28 protein-coding genes, 1 tRNA gene and 2 pseudogenes are annotated in these 19,277 nt (G+C 56.9%); 26 read left to right on the top strand and 5 right to left on the bottom strand.

Annotated features, from left to right (window positions below):
- Positions 1-45 precede the first annotated feature (45 nt).
- The 6 genes from WDN46_10180 to WDN46_10155 all read left to right on the top strand — a co-directional run bounded on the left by WDN46_10180 (position 46) and on the right by WDN46_10155 (position 4,261).
- A complete protein-coding gene (locus WDN46_10180; GenBank protein ID MEJ0093785.1) occupies positions 46-612 on the top strand; it encodes a hypothetical protein in 567 nt (188 codons plus the stop codon).
- 281 nt (positions 613-893) lie between these two features.
- Complete coding sequence (locus WDN46_10175) at positions 894-1,088, top strand: type II toxin-antitoxin system HicA family toxin (GenBank protein MEJ0093784.1); 195 nt, start codon at positions 894-896, stop codon at positions 1,086-1,088.
- A gap of 9 nt (positions 1,089-1,097) precedes the next feature.
- Positions 1,098-1,496, top strand: a complete 399-nt coding sequence (locus WDN46_10170) for a type II toxin-antitoxin system HicB family antitoxin (GenBank protein ID MEJ0093783.1) — start codon at positions 1,098-1,100, stop codon at positions 1,494-1,496.
- Positions 1,497-2,650: 1,154 nt separating this feature from the next.
- Positions 2,651-3,184 (top strand): helix-turn-helix transcriptional regulator, encoded by a 534-nt coding sequence (locus WDN46_10165; GenBank protein ID MEJ0093782.1) that lies wholly within the window; start codon positions 2,651-2,653, stop codon positions 3,182-3,184.
- The gene (locus WDN46_10160; protein MEJ0093781.1) at positions 3,150-3,755 is read left to right on the top strand and encodes a hypothetical protein; all 606 of its coding nucleotides are present in this window, start codon (positions 3,150-3,152) and stop codon (positions 3,753-3,755) included. The genes WDN46_10165 and WDN46_10160 overlap by 35 nt, the downstream gene beginning before the upstream one ends.
- 254 nt (positions 3,756-4,009) lie before the next feature.
- A complete protein-coding gene (locus WDN46_10155; protein MEJ0093780.1) occupies positions 4,010-4,261 on the top strand; it encodes a hypothetical protein in 252 nt (83 codons plus the stop codon).
- 294 nt (positions 4,262-4,555) lie between these two features.
- On the opposite strand, the pseudogene WDN46_10150 reads toward WDN46_10155, so the two are convergent.
- A pseudogene (locus WDN46_10150) lies at positions 4,556-5,322 on the bottom strand (IS5 family transposase).
- Positions 5,323-5,473: 151 nt separating this feature from the next.
- Between WDN46_10150 and WDN46_10145 the strand changes: the two are divergent.
- The 15 genes from WDN46_10145 (at position 5,474) to WDN46_10075 (ending at position 12,848) form a co-directional block, all read left to right on the top strand.
- Positions 5,474-5,722, top strand: a complete 249-nt coding sequence (locus tag WDN46_10145; GenBank protein MEJ0093779.1) for a hypothetical protein — start codon at positions 5,474-5,476, stop codon at positions 5,720-5,722.
- 2 nt (positions 5,723-5,724) lie between these two features.
- The gene (locus WDN46_10140; GenBank protein MEJ0093778.1) at positions 5,725-6,024 is read left to right on the top strand and encodes a hypothetical protein; all 300 of its coding nucleotides are present in this window, start codon (positions 5,725-5,727) and stop codon (positions 6,022-6,024) included.
- 58 nt (positions 6,025-6,082) lie between these two features.
- Positions 6,083-6,313: a hypothetical protein gene (locus WDN46_10135; GenBank protein MEJ0093777.1), complete on the top strand. Its 231-nt coding sequence runs from the start codon at positions 6,083-6,085 to the stop codon at positions 6,311-6,313.
- Entirely contained in the window at positions 6,310-6,561 is a 252-nt protein-coding gene (locus tag WDN46_10130) for a hypothetical protein (GenBank protein MEJ0093776.1), read from the top strand. The genes WDN46_10135 and WDN46_10130 overlap by 4 nt, the downstream gene beginning before the upstream one ends.
- Entirely contained in the window at positions 6,558-7,370 is an 813-nt protein-coding gene (locus tag WDN46_10125; protein MEJ0093775.1) for an ERF family protein, read from the top strand. The genes WDN46_10130 and WDN46_10125 overlap by 4 nt, the downstream gene beginning before the upstream one ends.
- Positions 7,370-8,368: a hypothetical protein gene (locus tag WDN46_10120; GenBank protein MEJ0093774.1), complete on the top strand. Its 999-nt coding sequence runs from the start codon at positions 7,370-7,372 to the stop codon at positions 8,366-8,368. The genes WDN46_10125 and WDN46_10120 overlap by 1 nt, the downstream gene beginning before the upstream one ends.
- Before the next feature lie 8 nt (positions 8,369-8,376).
- Positions 8,377-8,679, top strand: a complete 303-nt coding sequence (locus tag WDN46_10115) for a hypothetical protein (GenBank protein MEJ0093773.1) — start codon at positions 8,377-8,379, stop codon at positions 8,677-8,679.
- Between the two features lies 1 nt (position 8,680).
- Positions 8,681-9,295, top strand: a complete 615-nt coding sequence (locus tag WDN46_10110; protein MEJ0093772.1) for a lambda exonuclease family protein — start codon at positions 8,681-8,683, stop codon at positions 9,293-9,295.
- A complete protein-coding gene (locus tag WDN46_10105) occupies positions 9,292-9,816 on the top strand; it encodes a hypothetical protein (protein ID MEJ0093771.1) in 525 nt (174 codons plus the stop codon). Before WDN46_10110 ends, WDN46_10105 begins: the two co-directional genes overlap by 4 nt.
- On the top strand, positions 9,813-10,211 hold the full coding sequence (locus WDN46_10100; protein ID MEJ0093770.1) for an HNH endonuclease signature motif containing protein: 399 nt from the start codon (positions 9,813-9,815) through the stop codon (positions 10,209-10,211). The genes WDN46_10105 and WDN46_10100 overlap by 4 nt, the downstream gene beginning before the upstream one ends.
- 11 nt (positions 10,212-10,222) lie before the next feature.
- Positions 10,223-10,444 carry a hypothetical protein gene (locus WDN46_10095; GenBank protein MEJ0093769.1) on the top strand — a complete coding sequence of 74 codons (222 nt, stop codon included), beginning with the start codon at positions 10,223-10,225 and terminating at the stop codon, positions 10,442-10,444.
- Positions 10,445-10,885: 441 nt separating this feature from the next.
- Positions 10,886-11,152, top strand: coding sequence for a hypothetical protein (locus WDN46_10090; protein ID MEJ0093768.1), 267 nt, complete (start codon positions 10,886-10,888; stop codon positions 11,150-11,152).
- A gap of 383 nt (positions 11,153-11,535) precedes the next feature.
- Entirely contained in the window at positions 11,536-12,399 is an 864-nt protein-coding gene (locus WDN46_10085; GenBank protein MEJ0093767.1) for a hypothetical protein, read from the top strand.
- A gap of 3 nt (positions 12,400-12,402) precedes the next feature.
- Entirely contained in the window at positions 12,403-12,621 is a 219-nt protein-coding gene (locus tag WDN46_10080) for a hypothetical protein (protein ID MEJ0093766.1), read from the top strand.
- Positions 12,621-12,848 carry a hypothetical protein gene (locus WDN46_10075; GenBank protein ID MEJ0093765.1) on the top strand — a complete coding sequence of 76 codons (228 nt, stop codon included), beginning with the start codon at positions 12,621-12,623 and terminating at the stop codon, positions 12,846-12,848. The genes WDN46_10080 and WDN46_10075 overlap by 1 nt, the downstream gene beginning before the upstream one ends.
- 192 nt (positions 12,849-13,040) lie before the next feature.
- Here WDN46_10075 and WDN46_10070 read toward each other — a convergent pair whose 3' ends face one another.
- Positions 13,041-13,229, bottom strand: a complete 189-nt coding sequence (locus tag WDN46_10070; GenBank protein MEJ0093764.1) for a hypothetical protein — start codon at positions 13,227-13,229, stop codon at positions 13,041-13,043.
- A gap of 183 nt (positions 13,230-13,412) precedes the next feature.
- On the opposite strand from WDN46_10070, the gene WDN46_10065 reads away from it, so the two are divergent.
- The 3 genes and pseudogenes from WDN46_10065 (at position 13,413) to WDN46_10055 (ending at position 15,150) form a co-directional block, all read left to right on the top strand.
- A complete protein-coding gene (locus WDN46_10065; GenBank protein ID MEJ0093763.1) occupies positions 13,413-13,745 on the top strand; it encodes a hypothetical protein in 333 nt (110 codons plus the stop codon).
- Positions 13,742-14,047, top strand: coding sequence for a hypothetical protein (locus WDN46_10060; protein MEJ0093762.1), 306 nt, complete (start codon positions 13,742-13,744; stop codon positions 14,045-14,047). Before WDN46_10065 ends, WDN46_10060 begins: the two co-directional genes overlap by 4 nt.
- 197 nt (positions 14,048-14,244) lie before the next feature.
- Positions 14,245-15,150, top strand: a pseudogene (locus tag WDN46_10055) (site-specific integrase).
- A gap of 194 nt (positions 15,151-15,344) precedes the next feature.
- Here the strand turns inward: WDN46_10055 and WDN46_10050 are convergent.
- Positions 15,345-15,429 (bottom strand) — tRNA-Leu (locus WDN46_10050).
- Positions 15,430-15,847: 418 nt separating this feature from the next.
- Here WDN46_10050 and WDN46_10045 point away from each other — a divergent pair.
- Positions 15,848-17,095, top strand: a complete 1,248-nt coding sequence (locus tag WDN46_10045) for a DUF1254 domain-containing protein (GenBank protein MEJ0093761.1) — start codon at positions 15,848-15,850, stop codon at positions 17,093-17,095.
- Between the two features lie 175 nt (positions 17,096-17,270).
- Positions 17,271-18,275, top strand: a complete 1,005-nt coding sequence (locus tag WDN46_10040; protein MEJ0093760.1) for a complex I NDUFA9 subunit family protein — start codon at positions 17,271-17,273, stop codon at positions 18,273-18,275.
- Between the two features lies 1 nt (position 18,276).
- On the opposite strand, the gene WDN46_10035 is transcribed toward WDN46_10040, so the two are convergent.
- Both WDN46_10035 and WDN46_10030 read right to left on the bottom strand, forming a co-directional pair.
- A complete protein-coding gene (locus WDN46_10035) occupies positions 18,277-18,984 on the bottom strand; it encodes a sulfate transporter family protein (protein MEJ0093759.1) in 708 nt (235 codons plus the stop codon).
- Between the two features lie 71 nt (positions 18,985-19,055).
- Positions 19,056-19,250: a YqaE/Pmp3 family membrane protein gene (locus WDN46_10030; GenBank protein MEJ0093758.1), complete on the bottom strand. Its 195-nt coding sequence runs from the start codon at positions 19,248-19,250 to the stop codon at positions 19,056-19,058.
- Between the last annotated feature and the right edge of the window lie 27 nt (positions 19,251-19,277).

Here is a 19,277-nt window from a genome sequence, read left to right as displayed (position 1 = left end):
CCATTATATCAAGAGGAAAGTTCCCATTCGACGATGGGAGGAAGAATGGGCAAAATCCCCCTTATGGATGAACGAGTCAGAAAACGATTTTGCGAATTTCACGAGGCCTCCGGCTTAAACATGAAGGAGGCCTCTGGGAAAGCATACTTGGGCGACACGTTCGTGCGTGACGTGATCAAGCGAGGCGGCGGCAAAATCGAGACTGTCACGGCCGTGGTGATGGCCGTTAATCCTAGATTCCTTGGTTATGTGATGAACGGCGCAGGCGAGAGACCGACACCGGAAAATTTTTGGTCGAAGGAGCCCGAATCGCTGCCAAACCATTCAGTCGCCGCTCTCCCGGCGCAAACAGATCGCGCTGCTGCGCGAGGGGATAGGGGTTTTATGATCAATGGAACTTTTCACAGGGAAGACGTACTGGCAATTCTTGAAGGGACGCTAGCTTTAATTCAAGCGGGCCAGCCTCGAGAGGTAGTATCGGCTGCGGCTGAATACGTTCTAACCATTGTTGAGCAAGAGCTCGAGCGCAGTCCAGATACTGACAGGACTGACAATATTCGCACTTTAACGTTTCAGACAAGTCAGATATTTTATCCGAAAGAAAAGAAATAACGCAATCAGCATTTACTGTCATTTGCGAACTCTTACATTTTACTATGTATTTAAACGTATTCCCGTCACGCATATTAAATAAAGAATTATTAATCTTCTGACTAGTATCAACCGCCAATATTTCATATGGGTTGATTAACGAAGTGACTTTTAGGCCAAAATGTGACTAGGTCCGAAAACTAAACAATTGCGCCTACAAACTATTCATTACTGCGCATCAGGGTTACACACCAGTGCCTGTCGTTGCCTACGTGCACGGGCAGCAAACTAAAGGGTGCGCCATGCTAGGGCTCGAGACCAACGTGCGCAGGATCATCGCGCGCCTGGAACGGGAGGGCTGGATCAATATTGCGGTCGCCGGCCACTATCGATTCGTGAACGGGGATTTCCCCGGCGTGATGATCGTTGTCCCGCGGAGGAAAGAACTTACAATTGGCGCGGCGCAATCCATTGCCGAAGCAGCGGAGTGGATTTAGGAGACTTCCATGGCTCATTATGTTGGGATTCTGGACGGAAGCGGCAATAATTGGGGTGTCCGCATCCCAGACGTCCCCGGCTGCGTCGGCGCCGGCAATACCCCCGACGAAGCCATCGCCAGCGTCACCAGCGCGCTTCGCGACGTCATGGCGCATAAGGCGAACGGATCTTTCGAGATCCCTACGGCTAGGTCCGTTGGCGACGTCCTTACGTCAATCGGGCTCACGCAGGGCGGAATGCCCGTTCTAATTCCACTGCTTCTCGAGAGCGGACGCCTCGTGAAGGTCAATCTGATGATCGACGCGGGTTTGCTTGAGACGATCGACCAGGAAGCGGCGAGGCGGAAGCTCAGCCGGTCCAAATTTATGGCGAGCGCCGCCAGGGACAAGATTGAAGCGCAGCGGTAGCGATCGCGGCGTTGGCGAGATACCGACAAATTAAAGGAACGGGGATTGGGTAATTGACTAAGCCTGCTATCGGCAATTGCATCAAATTGGAACCAGTGGGTACGGAATTTGTGGCCGCTCCAGACGGCCAGGTCGCGATACGGTTTTTTTTTCGCCGCCGAAGAATTTGGGCTCAAAGAAGGGCTGGCCATCGCCATCCACGTCGCGCCGGACGAAGCTCGGCGCATTGCTCGCGTCCTACTTGAACAGGCCGATTCCGCTGAAATAAACTCATCCCGCAAACATTGACCGCGGCTACACGAGCTGTCGGGGCCAGCGCGGCGGTGAGCGCGCCAGGCCACTCGCCCGTTAGGCGATCCCGTCCCTGGCTTTTGAAAAGGAACCCCCGCTCGCTGAGCCAACAGCGGCGGGGGCAGTTATCACTACCGGGACACGATCGTTGGGCCTTCTGCGGGTAGCAAGAAGGGGGTGGCGAAACGGCCCGGCTCCCGGGCGGGTGCAACCCCGCACTTTTTGACCCAGGTTAGAGCCCGATATTCCCTAACCCAGGCGTGAGTAGTATCGGAGCAGCAATGTTACCGTATGATCAAGCCGCGCATAAAGTGCGCTACAAATGCCAAGATGTCGGCACACGGTCCGAAAGCTGGACCCATCCCACATGGCCTGCACCGCGCGATAAGATGAGGCGCAGCGGTAGCGCTCGCGGCGTTGCTGTATATTTAACGTGCCATAAGCTACGATTGGATTGCTCGATGAATTGGGCTGCGAAGGATATGACGCTTATGTTATATTTTGCCTCGTCGGTGATATTGAGCTTGAAAAATAGCAGCCACGTGATATTTTGATCCCGATAGATTGGTATCACTCCGTTTGGTCTGATCTGGAGGCGTCGAATGAGATCCTGCGGGCTCGCTGTAAGGCGGGTTTGAGCCGCCTTCAATTGGCGCAGCCCGGAGCGTCTAGCGGACTCAGGATTGAAAAGGTCTCTAAAGATATTACAGAACTAAAGATTTCATGGAACAAACAAGAGTTTAGATTTTTATTTTTTTACCATGAAGGGAGAATTTGTATACTTCATTTCTTCCAAAAGAAGACCAAAAAAACTCCACCTAAGGAAATCGACTTAGCTATAGCAAGGGCGAAGGATATAAAGCTTGACCGAGCAACCATCCATAACGGTGATCACTGAGCTTGGGCTGCCGAAAGAATTGGAGAGTCGTAATTTTCGCAACCATTTTTTCCGTGCTGAGCGCGAAATTGACATCCCAGCGCAAATAAAAAATTTACGTAAACTGCGCAACATAAATCAAGCTAGCTTAGCCAAACTCGTTGGAACTAAACAATCTTCTATTTCTCGGCTCGAACGCTCCCTTGAAGCAAAATGGGAATTGGAAACACTGGTCAAACTGGCAGAAGCTCTTGACGCCCGACTCTCGGTGATCATCGAACCTTACGAAAATGTGATTGCTCGATACAAAAACGAGCAAAGAGCCAACTACGCATCTGCCACTACGGCGGGGGCGGAGATAGCCCAAAAAGTATCGCTGCGCTCTTTAGGCGCACGAACGGACGCTGGGTACCAAGCAGACAAAACGAGTGCGAGTAATGAATCTAGCAGCCATAGAGAACAGCCGGCTTATCTTTCTCACTCAGTTGACCCGGCCCGGCGGTCAGCTATATCTTCCTGACGCTGCCGTAAAGCTTGCTAATCGGTATTCTTTTGCGCGTGTTCCTTCACTGGATAAATTATCCGAACCCACGCAGACGTTCGGCATGGGAAAATTTATGAATGCCCAAATCGAGGACCTATCAATATATAATGATGGTATTATCATTAACTCCCGAAGTGATACCGATTTACTGGATGCATTTTTAAGCGACTTACTTGCGTGGAGCGACGCGGAGCTTGGTCTTGTACAATCTATAATTGCAAAGCCTGAAAAACATTATGAAAGTTCTTTAATTATAAAATCCGAAATTGATCTTCCTGCGGTTATCAAACCGGCACTCGCTGTGGTTGATCTTTTCAATAAAACTTGGAAAAACAAATTTCACGTCAAATACCGTCTGACTAGTTTTCATCTTGATTGCGATAAATTTGAAATATCATCAGACCGCAGAAAGCCTTATCCGTTTATCGTGGAAAGGCGTGTCGGATTTCCGTTTGAGGAAAATGTTTTCTATTCTGCTGCGCCTTTGCCTACCAAAGATCATTTGGATTTGTTGGTCCGCTTGGAAGAGTTGGCGCGCGTCGCCTGATTTTCTTCTTGGAGATTGAAACCATTTCTAAGACTCAGCCCGGCCCAGCGCCGGGCTTTTTCATGCGCCATGTAACAACTTGGTGGCGCTTCCGTAACATCGCACGAGTATGTTCCCAGGCAGGAGCGCAGCAATTCCGATTGGCTCCAAAGCCTAGGAAAGACTGCAATGGCCGGTGCCCTCCCCACCAAGAAGCTCCCTGTCGTAAAGATTATTTAGAGTGTTGAAGTCGAAGTAAACTGATTGGAGCGCTCATGACGCCAATCGAACATCTTCTTTTAATTTTTAATATGGTCGCCGCCGGGTGCGCCCCGATAAGCTTAATCATCACGAATAACTCCTTGAGAAAATGGGGTTGCAGAGTTTCGGCAGCTGCATTTGCTTTAATTGGAATCGGATTTGTCGCCTTCACACTAAACGACCCTGATCCGCAAAGAATAAAAATGAAGTGGGCAACTGGTATGTTTGCTCTCGCAGTGTGGCAATGGACTTTCAGCGCGCCATAAGATCGAGCCCGGACCCCATTCGCGACGTCGAGAGCGGGCACCCGCCTCCCGTTTGCATGCGTAGGATAGCAGCACGAATCGGCGCGCGCAAATAAAATGGGTTTCCTCCCATTTCTATGTTGACGAGATGGTAGTTTTCCCATAGTCTTTTCCCATCAACCCGATGGAGCGCCGACATGGCCAACGCATCCCCCGCAGTCGCTTTTTATGCCCCGCCCGCGTCCCCGATCGCGCCGACGCATATTGATCTCCGGCCGTTCGTTGCGCGCCAAGAAGCTAGGCAGTAGTGACGAATTACCTGAGCATGATAGCAATAGCGGCGAGCAATACGAAGCCTCGGTAGTTTGCGAGGAGCTTGTCGTATCGGGTTGCGACGCGCCGGAACTGCTTCAGTTTATTGAAGAAACGCTCGACGAGATTGCGCTCCTTGTAGAGCGCCTTGTCGTAGGGGAGCGGCGCGCGGCGATTGGATTTTGATGGGATCACCGGCTCAGCCTCACGCATAAGAACAGCCTTGCGCAAGTGATTGGCGTCATAACCTTTATCGGCGATGATCGCATCGGCCGCAAAGCCTTCGATCAGGGCGTGCGCTTTTGTGATGTCGTTGCGCTGCCCAGGTCCGAGAAGGAGCCGAACGGGGTTGCCGAGTGCGTCTGTCGCGGCGTGGATTTTGGTGCTCAAACCACCGCGAGAGCGGCCCAGGCCTTGGGCATCCGCCCCCCTTTGGCGATCCTTGCGCCGGCCGCGTGCTGATGGGCGCGCACGATTGTTGAGTCGATCATCAGCCATTCGAGATCGGCCTCGGCGGTGAATGCCTCAAGAAATCCGTCCAAGGCGCCGCGCTCGATCCAGCGATAGTAGCGGCGTTTCACCGCCTGATGGTCGCCGAAGCGTTCGGGCAGATCGCGCCAGCGGCCGCCCGAGCGGGCCATCCATAACAGCGCGTCGACGAAGCGTCGATTGTCGCAGCGCGGCCCGCGCTGGCCGGCTCTTCCGCCTGGCACAAGATCACAAAGCCGCTCCCATTGATCGTCTCGCAGCGCATCGACATCCCGAATCATCAAGGCTGATCTCCAAAAATCAGCCTTGAATCATGGAAAGATCCTCGCGAGAATCCCCCAAACGCCGAATTCGTCACCACGGCCTAGCGACGACGCTCTCGCCGATGCCGTGAAGAACATCAGGGCTCGCGCGATCAAGACAGCGCGCGAGATGATCAAGGCGCGGGCCTATCGCCTGCTCGCCAAACCTGCGGAGCTGGAAAACATCTGGCCGTCCCTCTGGCAGGCGTTTGAAGATTACAACAACCAGAAGGTGATCGCCGTCGGGAAAATGCTTCTCGACGAGGAGCGCGATAACGCTCGCCGGCACTTCGGCTTCGGCGGAGAGATCCATGCCGTCAACGCGCGCGCCGTGATCTTGATTGGCCGCGCCCGTCGTCTCGCCGCGCGGAGGGCCTGAACATGGCTCATACCATAATCGAAGACGTGATCGACGTTGCGATGTCGGAAAACGCCGTGTTCGGCGGCGTCCAGATCATCGCGAAGACCGTCGATCCAATTGATCGCTCTGAGCGTCTGGAAAGCGTCTCCATTCTTCTGACCAAATCCGCGCCGGATCGGCTCAAGCGAGCGCTGGCCAGCTTCAAGGCGATTATGGACGAAGGCGCACCGCAGAGCCGGCGCAAATCGCGATGGCGGCAGAATGAGGGCGCGCCAGACAAAGCCGTTACCGGACCAGTGGGAATACGTTGCCGGCACTGAACATCACGGTCCTTACGTCATAGACCATGCCGGCCGAACGATTTGCGATTGCTACGTGATGTCTCCTGACCCGGTCACAAATACGCCGAGACCTTATTGGTTCAACGAAGACGAGGCCGTGCCCAATGCCCGGCTTATTGCGGCCGCGCCGGAATTGCTCGAAGCGTTACGCGACATGCTCAGCATGTTGCGCGCCGCCCACTATAAACTCGGCGTGCAAGCGGACAGCAGCAAGCGCGTTCTTAAAGCCGTCGCCGCAATCAAAAAAGCGGAAGGACCGTCCGAATGAAAACCCTATCAGCCTTCGGAGGCGACCATGATCCGAATTATTTTAATCGCGAGCTTAGCCACGGCGAGCGCCCCGGCTATGCCACCGAAGAGTTCGAACTTTTTAGTTCCGGGCTCGACGAAGTTCGAGAAGTGGAATCCCCAGCCGCGCGCGAAGTGCGGGCGCAGTTGCGTTGGGTAAGGCGCCTGATGTGCGCCATCGCGATCGTCTGCATCGCGGCGTCTCTTTGGTCGAAGGTGATGTCATGAACGAGCAATCAGCCGGACGGCAAATCGCCGCGATCGACGATCGGCGCGGCGCCGTGGTTTCCGCGCCCGTGTCGGATGGAGATTCCCTTCTCGCCGTAATCAGCAAGGCCGCGCGCGATCCCTCCGTCAACGTCGATAAGATGGAGCGGCTCATGGCGATGTATGAGCGCGTCGAGGCCGCGCGGGCGAAAACCGCCTATTCCGCCGCTCTATCGGCCATGCAGCCTGACCTTCCGATTATCGAAGAGCGTGGCAAAATCACGATCCACAAAAAGGATAAGCCTGGCGAGATCCAGCAAGAAACGCCTTATGCGCGCTGGGACGACATCAATCAGGCAATCCGCCCGGTTCTCGGCAAGCACGGGTTTGCCATTTCTTTCCGCACGGGCCTCGCCAGCGACGGCAAGATCACCGTCACCGGCATTTTGAGTCACGCGGGAGGCCATCAGGAAGAGACCACGATGACGCTGCCGCACGATAGCACCGGCAGCAAGAACGCGGTTCAAGCCGTGGGGTCATCCACCAGCTATGGCAAACGATACGTCGCCATGGCGCTTTTGAACCTGAGCAGTACGCGCAGCGAGGACGATGACGGGCGCGCCGGTGGCGGCATGGTTTTCCTATCGAAAGATCAGATTACCGAAATCGACGCGCTGATAGATCGGGCCAAAATCGTCAACCGGGTGAAGCTTCTGAAATTCCTCAAGGCCGAAAGCTTTGAGCAGATTCCGGCCGGACGCTTCGATGAAATCATTCGCGTCATCAACGACACGTTGGCGGACGCCAACCGCAAAGCGAGGGGAGAATAATGAATCAGGAACTCGTCGCGATCCCGCCGCAGACCGTCTTCTCCGTTTTCACGACTGAGAACGCTATAGACCCTATCCTGGCGCGGGTCCGCAAGGAAATCGACGCTTTCGTCCCGGATATCAAGACGGCTCGGGGACGAAAGGATATCGCAGCCATCGCCTACAGCGTCGCGAGGTCGAAAACCTATCTGGACGATCTCGGCAAAAAACTCGCGGACGACCAAAAGGCCGTTCCGAAGAAGATCGATGCAGCGCGGAAGCATATCCGCGACACGTTGGATGCTTGGAAGGAGGAAGTCCGCAAGCCACTCACCGATTGGGAGACGGCAGAGGAGACGCGCGTAAAAAAACACACCGACGCGATCGCGGCTCTATCTTCGCCGTCACTCGAGGTCACGGCGGCCGAGTTGCGCCAGTTGATCCAAGCCTCAGACGCCGTCGAGATCACCCCGGCCAACTGCGAAGAATTTGAGCCGGAATATGCGCGCGCCAAGGACGCCAGTCTGCGCAGCTTACGCGCGGCGTTGGAGAAGCGTGAGAAATTTGAAGCCGAGCAGGCCGAACTTGCCGAGTTACGCAAGCTGGCGGCCGAGCGCGAGGCCAAAGATCGCGACGAAACGATCCGACGCGAGGCCGAAGCTAAGGCCGAGGAGCGAGCGACGGCTATCGCCAAGGCGGAACGAGAGAAGCTTGAAGCTGCGGCCAAGGCCGAGCGTGAAGCGGCCGAACGTCGGGAACTGCAATTAAAGCTGGACGCTGAGGCCGCCAACCGACGCGCCCTCGAAACCGAGCAGCGCTTGAAGCGGGAAGCCGCCGAGGCCGTCGATAGGGAGGCGAAAGAAGCTGCCCTTCGTGAAGCCAACCGAAACCATTGCGGACAAATAAACCGCGCCGCTGCGGCCGCCCTTGTCCAAGGCGGCCTCACTGAAGATCAGGCGCGTACTGTAATCGGGCTCATCGCTAAGAAGCTGATCCCCCACGTCACAATTTCCTACTGAGGCGACAAATGAAAATCATCGGAAACACTGCCGACGGCTACCTGATTGAGGCTACCGGGCGCGAGATCGCCAATGCCGCAGGGTACAGTTCTATGACGGCAATGCCTGGCCACAAGTTCAAGGATTCCTACGGGAGGGACGTGTATCTACCGATCGGATTGGTCGTCGAGCCTACGAAAGCTCACGCGTATATCCACAATCTTAAAATGGCCGAGGAGCGCGTCCGTCAATCCGAAGCGCACCTCCGCGCCCTTGCCGATCTCCTGAAGTCCGCTCTTCCGGCGACGGAAATCGCGACGGAGGAGATTTGACATGATGCAAATTTATGAGGACATCGAGCAGGGAACCGACGAATGGAGAAAAGTCCGTTCCGGCATCCCCACGGCCTCGGAATTCGCCTGCCTCATTATGAAAGGCAGGGACGGCGGCGAGAGCAAGACGCGCGCGAGCTACCTCCGGCGTCTGGCGGCCGAGGTCGTCACCGGGGAGCCGCTGGAGTCGTTCACCAACGGCGCTATGGAGCGCGGCAAGGTCATGGAGGCAGAGGCGCGTGACTATTACGCCATGCGCCGCGATTTAGACCCCAAGCGTGTCGGATTCATCCGTAGCGACAACAAAGGGTGCTCGCCGGATTCTTTGCTCGGCCGCGATGGAATGCTGGAAATCAAGACCCAGCGCGGCGATCTCTTGATCGATACAATCTTCAAGGGAGAGTTTCCCAGCGAGCATGTCGCGCAGACCCAGGGCTCGCTTTGGGTCGCCGAGCGCGAGTGGATCGACCTTCTGGTGTACTGGCCCCGCATGCCGGTCTTCATCAAGAGGGCCTATCGCGACGAGGCATATATCGCCCGGCTTCGCGCGGCCGTCGACGCCTTCAGCGCTGAACTGCACGAGACCGTCGAGAAAATCCGCGCCTGGGGAAAATGATGTCTGATATTGCGCTGCACTGGAAATGGGACGGCGAATCCATGTCGCCGATCGGCCCGCGCAACGCCGCCGAAGCAGACAAGCAATTCTGCATAGGCGAAACCTATAAGCTCGCCGTGGTCGAGAATGTCTCGCAGGCGTCGCGCGGCCATTATTTCGCCTCCCTCAAGGAAGTCTGGCGGAATTTGCCAGAGAACCGTGCTGAGCAATTTCCCACACCCGAGCATTTGCGCAAGTACGCCCTGATCAAATGCGGATACGCAGATTCTCGCCAATTTGTCGCCCGGACCGGCGCCGAGGCGCGCGAACTGCAGATGTTCGTACGCCCGAGCAATGACGAATACGCCCTGATCTTGGTGGATCGGTGCGTCGTGACGATCTGGACCGCCCAAAGCCAGAGCGAGCGCGCGATGGGCAAGAAAGCGTTCAACGAGTCCAAAAACGCGGTGCTCGATTATGCGCAATCCTTGATCGGCGTGACGCGCAAGGAGCTCGAAGAGAACGCCGGGCGAGCGGCATGATGCAGGATGTCGCCACCACAAAGCGCAAGCCGCTGACGAAAACCCAGCGCCGGACCATGTGGGAAACTCATGGCGGGATTTGCATAATCTGCAAATTACCGATCGACCCGCGAAAGGTTTGGATCGACGAGCACATTCGCGCGCTGGGTCTCGGTGGCACGAATGACCTATCGAACCGCGGCCCGGCCCATTTCGAATGTGCTGAAGTCAAGACCGCGATGCAGGACATGCCGGCGATCGTCAAAGCTAAACGCCAGAAGGATGCGCATCTCGGAATCAAAGATGAGACCCGCGCAAAGATCCCATCGCGCCGAGCCGAGCCAAAAGAGCGCCGTTTCGACCGTACCGCTCTGCCGCCGCGCGCCCTCTACCAAGACACGAAGGAAGCATCTTGATCTTCGCCAAATTGAATCTGGATCAAATTCACGCCTACGTCGAAAAGGGCTCGCTAGCGCTGCGCTATGATGGGGTGATTTTCGACTCCATTTCGCAGGCCTATCCGGCGCCAGTGCGACCGGAAGACCGGATCAAGGACGTGCTGTTCCCCGCGCGCGAGCCGGGGTGGCTGCTGCAAGAGATGGCGCGGCAATCCGCTTTGGTGCGCTCTGTTCTTCGTGGAGTCGTGTGATGGGCGCAGATGAGAAAGTCGATTGCGGATCGTGCTCGGCTTGCTGCCGCCGCGAACTGGTCGCCCTGGTCAAAGGTGATGATCCGTCCGCGTATCCCGAGGCCTACAGACTGGATAATCCTTTTCTGACCTAAACCCTTCCGAGCTACATCGGATGGGTTCTCCCGCATGGTGAAGACGGGGCCTGCGTCTATCTGAAAGACAGCAGGTGCTCGATTTACGCGCAACGGCCGGTCATGTGCCGAACATTTAGCTGCGTCGGATGGGTTGAGCGGATCCTCGCCACGACTACCCGAGCGGAGCGGCGGCGCGACAAAGCGCTAATCGACACGGATGTCTGGGCAGCCGGCCAGCAACGCAGGACCGCCTTTATCGCCGCCCGCCCTCTCGCGGCAAAGGAGAGCGCGTCGTGACCACCGCCCGAGACCAGGAGAAAACCAATTGAGCCAGAACCAGTTTTACGGATGGTATGACGACCCGTCGCAGGCTGTTGATCAACCCACCTACGATCCACCACACGTTGCTCCATGCCCTTTCTGCGGCTGTAAGCTGACCTCAGACGACATCCGAACGCACTCGATCATGTACATCGGCGGCTATGCCAACCGCAGCTATTACTACCGCACCCATCGGACGTGCGCCGAGAAGCACGGCAACCAGACCATGGACGGGTTCATCTTCGATATGATCAAGCGCAACGGGGATTGAGCCATGACCAATCACGCCCCCACCCCCACCAGCCCCATGCGCAGCGACTCGGCTTACGAAGCAGAGATCGCAGGGCTCAAGAATAGAGTGGATGTCCTTGATCAGGAAAACGCGCGTCTAAACGCACGTCTCGTCGCCGTGGAAAAGGAGCGTGACGTTTTAGCCAAGCGCTTCAATGGCCTCAATGCCATCATCTCAACCGCCTGCGCGGCTTCCGATGCGGTCGAAGCGGCGCGAGATAGGTTCACTAAGCGAGGCTATGCGTTTGCGTATGGGCGCTCTCCTCATCTTCGCCAAGACATAGCTGATGCCCTTACAGCGGCCAATCTTAAAGCGATCAGATCATCGAAGATGCGCAAGCGGCTCCGGACGCGGTGGAGGCGATGGAAAACGCGTTTTGGGAATGTGATGGAAATACTAGCGACAGCCTCAAGGCTGCGCTCACAGCAGCCAACATCAACATTGGAGCCGAGCGCGAGCGCGCCGAGAAGGCCGAGGCCGAGCGGGATACTGCAATTGAAGACGCTGCGAACTGGCGAGAGGCGCTTAGTGAAGCTGGCTGGGAACTCGCAGCCGCACAGACGCGCGCATGGATCGCGGGGCGCGATGCGGGCGTACAGTGGCATGATGCAATGGCCGAAACATCACCTAAGGGCGCCATCACGGGCATCGCCGACGCTCATATATTCGCGGCCGCAATGCTTCGGGGCTTACAGCCGCCCGCAGAGTTCGCCGCCGCGCCTAGCCCTGTGCCGCCACATAGTGGGCAGCCTCCGGTTGATGTGCGGAGGCTTGTGGCAACACCCGCTGTTTTGACCCTATGCGAGGGCTGCCCGCCTATTGGATATCAGACCGACGAAACGCGCTGCAAGCCGTGCCCGCGTCGGTCCGCAGAGTTTGCCGCAGCGTCCGAAAAACGTACACAAATTACTGACGGGCTTAAGCGCGGAGAAGTTCTGTCCTTCGTTGATGGCGTTCTTACGGTCAACATTTCCGGCTATGGCTCCAACAACGGAGACGGCTACCTTGGATTCCATGATGACAATCTATCTCACGAGGAAGACGGCATCCGAAGGGCAAAAATCCCAAATTCGGAACTTGTCGCCATCCGAGATTTTCTTAATCGTGTTCTTCCTCTCGCCGCGCCGGTTGACATAACACCGCCAATCGATCTCGGTTGGGGAGCCCCAACTACCGTCGCCATAAACTTCGGTTCCGACGGCGCGCAGGCTGAGCAGAAGGATTGAGCTATGCTTTTCAAAATAAGCCCTGATCTCGCCGTCAATTGTGCCCCATCTGGTAAATTCCATGGCTGGCTTTTCCGCAAACATCCTGACGGTCAATGGGTATCCGTGCAGGAATTGGAGGCGGTCAGCGACGCCGAAGCGTTCGGCCCAATGGCGGCGCTTCTCCCGCCGCGTGTCGGTAGCGCCAAGGCCGCGCCGGTCGAACAGAAGGATAGCGAATAATGCGCCCATATGACTGCGTCAGAAACGACGATATGCCCGCTCCAGACAAGATCGTTCTCTATTCCGATGGGATGTTTGGACCGGCGATGTTCCACTACGCGACGGAAGGCACTGATTGCGGCCTGATCGCGCGTGATCATGGTTTCGAAATCAAGGTCGTGCCGATGTACAGCGATCTTGGGGACGATCATCCTTTGATGAAGGCTTACTTCGAAGGGAGATCTTGAGCCTGTACTGAAAGCATGGCTTCCACAAATCAGGGAGGATAACGATTGGCGAGTGAAGGGTCTTCACGACACAGAGGACGGACCTGTAGCCGTATTCTTGCGAAAGATACCGAAGCTGATCGCTGCACTCGAAGCCGGCAAAGCCGCGCCGATCGAACCGGAGGATGCAAGGCCGTGAGCAACCCTTGGTTTTCAGTTTGCCTCCGGAATCCCGGTCATTGGGACATAGATGGCGAAGGCGGTCGCCACTTCCGTATCCGTGGCAGGCCTGGTGACGTGCTCGTCAACGATGAGCGGGATGGCGAGGAGTTTGGTGGTCGGAGTCGCCCTTGGCTCCACTTCCCTACGGTTGAAGCTGCGATGACGTGGATCGTCTTTCAATATTTGCGTCTCGATGCCGCGCCGGTCGATGGAGAGAGCAAGCCATGAGCGACGAATGGCGCGAAGGCTACGACGCGCACCTAGATGGTCTTGCCATAACCACAAACCCATATGACCGGGGAACGATAGCGCATGATGATTGGAGGTGTGGCTGGCTCACATCCAAAGACGAGGACAACCCCAATGGATGATTTACGCAAGCGCCTTGCGACAGCTCTTGGCAGGAGAATACCTTTCGTTCGTCCTGATTACGACCTTAATCTTAGACGCGATGTCGAGCTTGGACTTGCGGATGCGGCGCTTGCCATCATCGAACCCGAACTCGCCGCCATCCGCCAGAGCACGCTTGAGGCGGTGCGCGAGAAGGCTGGCTTATTCCATCGGAACGAAGCTGAAAGTCTGCGCAAGACAGCATCTAAAAATCCTCCCGGCGAGGGACGTCTTGCGCTCGTCTACAAGGCTGCGGAGCACATTGAATATGCCGAGGCTATCGAGAAATTGGAGCTAGGCGAATGAGCGACCGGGATGGCTGGATACGCTGGCTGCTGAACAATGATGAAGAGCCGAGTCAGCTTTACGAAGATTTGGCAGCAATCATGAAAGCCGATGCTGAAACCATCGCCGCCAAAGACGCCGAGCTGGCGTTGATGCGGGAGGCGCTGGAGACATACGAGGATGCGCTCAGCGAGGCCGAAGCGATTTTTGGTGGCGAATATGCGGACCATTACGGCCCGATGTTCGAACTTGCCATGAAGGCTCGAGATGCACGCGCCGCCCTTCAGGCGAGTAAGCCAGCCAACGAGAAAGGCCAAGCCTGAACCATGAGCCGCCGCCCCGCCCGGTTTACGCAAGCTGACATAGCCCGCGCGCTCCGTGCCATAGAGCAGACGGGCGCGCCGGTAGCTATTGTGATCGGAGAGGATGGAGAAATCCGCCTTGAGCCCTTCCGCGCGGAACCAAAGGGCAAAAAACGTCGATTTGTCGCCGAACCGGAAATCGTGCTTTGATCGAGATTATGCCGCGCCCGCGTTTCCCTTATCTGCACAAAGAAATATTTCGCCACGGCGTGGTGGAATGGTACGTGCGCAGGGGGAAAGGCAAGAGGACGCGGATCAACGGCGATTATGGATCGGCTCAGTTCAAGACCGAATATGACGAGGCGATACGCGGGGAGCAGCAAGCCAATAACGCGAAGGCTTCGTCGGAATCGCTTTCCTGGCTGATTGCCAGGTACCGGGATTCGTCGGCATGGGCAAAGCTTTCGCCGGCCACCCGACGTCAACGGGAGAATATTTTCCTCCACGTTATGAAGACGGGCGGAGATAAGCCATTTTCTGAAATTTCTCGCAAGACGATCGCAGCCGGCATAGATCGGCGCAAAGCGACACCGTTCCAGGCCGGGAATTTCCTCAAGGCCATGCGAGGTCTTTTCCAATGGGCGGTCAAATCCGACCACATGGAGATAGACCCGACGCAAGAGGTCGACGCTCCGGCCCCGCGGACAGAAGGCTTTCGTGTCTGGACCGAGGAAGAAATCGACCGATTCGAGGCGAGATGGCCGGTCGGCACCAGAGAGCGCCTTGCTTTGGCGATTTTGCTCTATACCGGCCTTCGGCGCGGCGACGCGGTGAAATTAGGACGTCAGCACGTGCGCGATGGCGTGGTCATGATCCGAACTGAGAAAACCGGGATTCAGATCGTCATCCCGGTTCTTCCAGAATTATCCAGTGTGCTCAGCGCGAGCAAAACTGGCGATCTCGCTTTCATCGCCACAGCGAGCGGCGCCCCAATGACAAAAGAATCGTTCGGCAACTGGTTCCGTGAAGCGTGCAACGCCGCCGGCGTTCCGGGCTCTGCGCACGGACTTAGGAAGGCTGGGGCGACTCGCGCCGCCAACAATGGGGCCGGCGTCAAGCAGCTCGAGGCCATTTATGGCTGGACGGACGGAAAAATGGCCGCTCTTTATACGCGGCAAGCGGATCGCGTTCGCCTGGCGCGAGAGGCGATTGGAATGCTGTCGCGGGACGAAAAAGAGAACACCTATTCCCGCACCAGCAATCCCGGTGCGGGTGAAAATCCAGAAAATAACGAAAGATCAATAGCTTATAAAAGCTATGGTGCCCAGGAGAGGACTCGAACCTCCACGGCTTTCACCACTGGTACCTGAAACCAGCGCGTCTACCAATTCCGCCACCAGGGCATCGCGTTCTGATACGTGGCCAGCTTGCTTCTTGTCAATCTCGCCTTCGCACAAATCGCTCTAACGCACCGCATAAGCTGCAATAACGCCTATTTCGGCTTGATGCATCCGCTAGCGCGCACCAGCTTCTCGTGTAGGCGAACTAAAAGCCTGCCGCAATCTCGCCACGATCGGCGCCGCGCCAAAAAACAGTTTTGGGGGGAAGTCATGACCAAGGGAAAGGGAGCCGTCCTGGCCGCAAGCTTGGCGCTTGGGGCGTTCATTGCACCCGCTGCAGTTGCGCAAAACGCTTCGCCGCCTCTAACCGCACAACGAGCCCATTCGATCGGCGTAAGCTTTTGTCTATCTCTATCCGCTTATTACGATGGACATTACGCGCAAGCAGCTCACCAATTCCGATGCGTTTGGGCGGGGCCCAATGAACGCGTTTCACAATATTCCCGCCTATCCGCCGGCTAGCGACACCACCGTCGTTCGAACCAATTATGATACGCTCTATTCGGTCGCCTATTTGGATCTAACCGCCGAGCCAATGATCGTCTCGGCCCCAGACACGGACGGCCGATATTATTTGCTGCCAATGCTCGACATGTGGACGGACGTGTTTGCGTCGCCGGGCTGGCGCACGACAGGCACGCTGGCGGCCCATTTTCTCGTCGCTCCGCCCGGCTGGAGACCGGACCTCAAGGATAGATTCATCGACGAGTTCAAACTGCCGAAAGACACTCAGCGAATCGACGCGCCGACGCCCTATGTCTGGATCATCGGGCGCGCCAAGACCGACGGGCCGGCGGATTATGACGCCGTACACAAGATTCAGGCTGGATATGCAATTACGCCGCTGACGCAATGGGGCAAAATCTGGTCGCCTCCTAAGCTGACGATCGATCCCAATGTCGACATGAAAACCTCGCCGCGGGCGCAGGTCGATGCAATGCCCATCGGCCGATTCCTCGCCTATGCGGCGGAGTTGATGAAGGCGCAGCCTCCGCACATTACCGACCAGCCGATCCTCGCCGAGATGAAAAAAATCGGCCTCGAGCCAGGCAAGTCTTTCGATATTGCGACTATCGATCCGCAAATCGCCGAGGCGCTCGATAGGGTTTCGGAAGATGCGCAAAAGCTCATGGATTTGAAGCTCGAAACCCTCGCTCGCGTCGCAAACGGCTGGTCGATGAATACCGACACCATGGGCGTCTATGGCAATTATTATCTAAAGCGCGCGATAGTTTCCCGCCTCGGCCTTGGCGCCAATCTGCCGGAAGATGCGATCTATCCGCTGAACCTGTTCGATAAAGCCGGCAATCCGCTCAGCGGGTTAAACAAATATACGATCCATTTCGAGAAGGCCGACTTGCCGCCGGTCAATGCGTTCTGGTCGATCACCCTCTACGACCCGGCCGGGAATGCCTATCCAAATAGCCTTGATCGACAAGCCGTCAGCTCCTGGATGCCATTCGCCTACAACGCCGACGGCTCCCTCGATCTCTATTTCCAGAACGAAAGCCCAGGCAGGGCGCATGAAGCCAATTGGCTGCCGGCGCCCAAGGGCGACTTCAATCTGACCATGCGGCTCTACGCCCCCAAAACCGCCGTTCTCGTCGGCAAGTGGAATCCGCCGCCTGTGGCGAAGATCGAAGCGAACTCCGCGCCGTTGCCGCAATAGACAATAATGCCTAACCAATGGCGCGTGGGATCGATGCGCCGTCGTCTTTATTTGGCGGAATTTCCGGGGCCGCCGGGACGCGCAAAATCTCATGAGGCGACGCCGCAGCGCCTCTATACAGACGCAACGCCGGCGCCTAAAACGGAACGGGTAGCTCTGCATCCGAGGCAGGAATATGGCGGACGAATTGGTGAAAACAGGCCGGCTTGTGACAGTGTTCGGCGGTTCCGGTTTTATCGGCCGGCATGTGGTTCGCGCGCTGGCGCAGCAAGGATGGCGGGTACGGGTCGCCTCTCGACGGCCTGATCTGGCCTTTCATCTCCAGCCTTTGGGCAAAGTGGGCCAGATCCATGCGGTTCAGGCTAATTTGCGCTACCCCGATTCGGTAGCGCACTCCATGCGCGACGCTGAAGCGGTCGTCAATCTGGTTGGTCTGCTGGCGGAGGCGGGCGCGCAAAAGTTCGAGGATGTGCATGCATCCGGCGCGCAGACTCTCGGCAAAGCCGCGAAAGAGGCGGGGGCCCGCACATTCGTGCAAATGTCCGCGATCGGCGCCGATCCGAACCACGCCGCAGCCTATGCGAAAACCAAGGCCGCGGGCGAGATTTTGGCGCAAGAGGCTTTTCCGGGGGCCATCATCATGCGGCCCTCGGTCGTCTTCGGTCCGGAAGACCGCTTCTTCAATCGCTTTGCGGCGATGGCGCGATTTATGCCCGCTTTGCCTCTGATCGGCGAAGGCAAGACCCTGCTTCAGCCGGTATTTGTCGGCGATGTCGCCAAAGCCGTCGCCCTCGCCGTCGATGGCAAGGCGAAAGCGGGAACAATCTATGAATTGGGCGGTCCGGAAATCGCGACCCTTCGCCGCGTTATGGAATTCGTGCTCAAAACTACCGAACGCAAGCGCCCTCTCATTCCGCTCAGCTTCGAGCAATCGAAGATCATCGGCGGGGTTGTGGAAACATTGGCCAAGCTTTCACTTGGGCTCCTGCCCGATATTTTGACCATCACCCGCGATCAGGTGGAGCTCTTGAAGACTGACAATGTGGTATCCGCCGCGGCCGTCGCCGAGGAAAGAACTTTGCGCGGCCTGGGCATCGCGCCCGAATCATTCGAGGCCTTCGTTCCGACCTATCTCTATCGTTACCGCGCGACCGGCCAATTCGCTGCTCGGAGAAACTAAACTACACGCGCCGCGACGGCGCTGACGCAAGTTTGGCCGGCTTCCGCATGATATCGCGGGCGATGCGCACCATGAACGCGGTTCCGAACAAGGGCGTCAGCAGATTGACGATCGGAACCGCCAGCATCGCCGCCATGACGAGGCCCGCAGTAAAAAGGCGAAGCTCGTTCGCCTTTCGCAAGCGGCGCGCCTCAGTCGCCGGGACATAGCGCATCGCCGCCAGCTCAAAATAGCCGCGGCCGAACAAATAGGCGTTGGCCCCGAAAAACGCGACGACGTTGACGCCGGGCGCCAGCAACAGCAGAAGCGCGATGAGATTGACGACGAGCGCCACCGCCGCAAACTCCACTGCGAGCCACGTCGCCTGACCGAGCTGCAAAGGTAGTCCCGGCGCCTCGTTCGGATCAAGCTCCCGCTCCACGTCTTCGGCCAATTCGTCAAAGAAGAAGCCTGCGACGAGGAAAGAGACCGGCGTGATGAGAAAGGCGAGGCCAATGAAAAGGCCAATGCCTCCAATGAAGGAGAGAATGGCTGTCAGCCACGGATAGGGCGCCGCAATCGGCAATGTGAGCGCTGCTACGACCAGCTTTTCAAGTCCGACCCAGACCAGCGCAAGCAGCGCCAGCGTCAAAGCCATCGTCTTGATAAGCACCGCGCGAAATTTTGGCGTAAAAATCTGGCGGACGGATGCTAATGCGGCTTCGATCATCGGAGTCCTTAAATTTTTAGGCGCATGACAAACGCCAAAACCGAAGCAGGCGCGCGTTGACGCCAGGAGGCTCAGCGCCCGTTGCGGAAAGCCCTGTCGATCTTGCTGTCGGTGTTATATTGGCTCAAGGCATAGACAGACCAGAGCGCGGCCGGAATCCAGCCGATCAGGGTCACTTGAAGGATAAGGCAGATAATCCCGGCGATGGGGCGGCCAATCGTGAAGAATTGCAGCCAAGGCAATAATATCGCGAGCACAAGACGCATGAATATCCCTTTGTTTCTTCGTCACGC

The organism is Methylocella sp., from assembly GCA_037200525.1.
Classification (GTDB): Bacteria; Pseudomonadota; Alphaproteobacteria; order Rhizobiales; family Beijerinckiaceae; genus Methylocapsa.
Note: the sequence above shows the minus strand (reverse complement) of the source record. Positions and strands in the feature narration are given on the sequence as shown.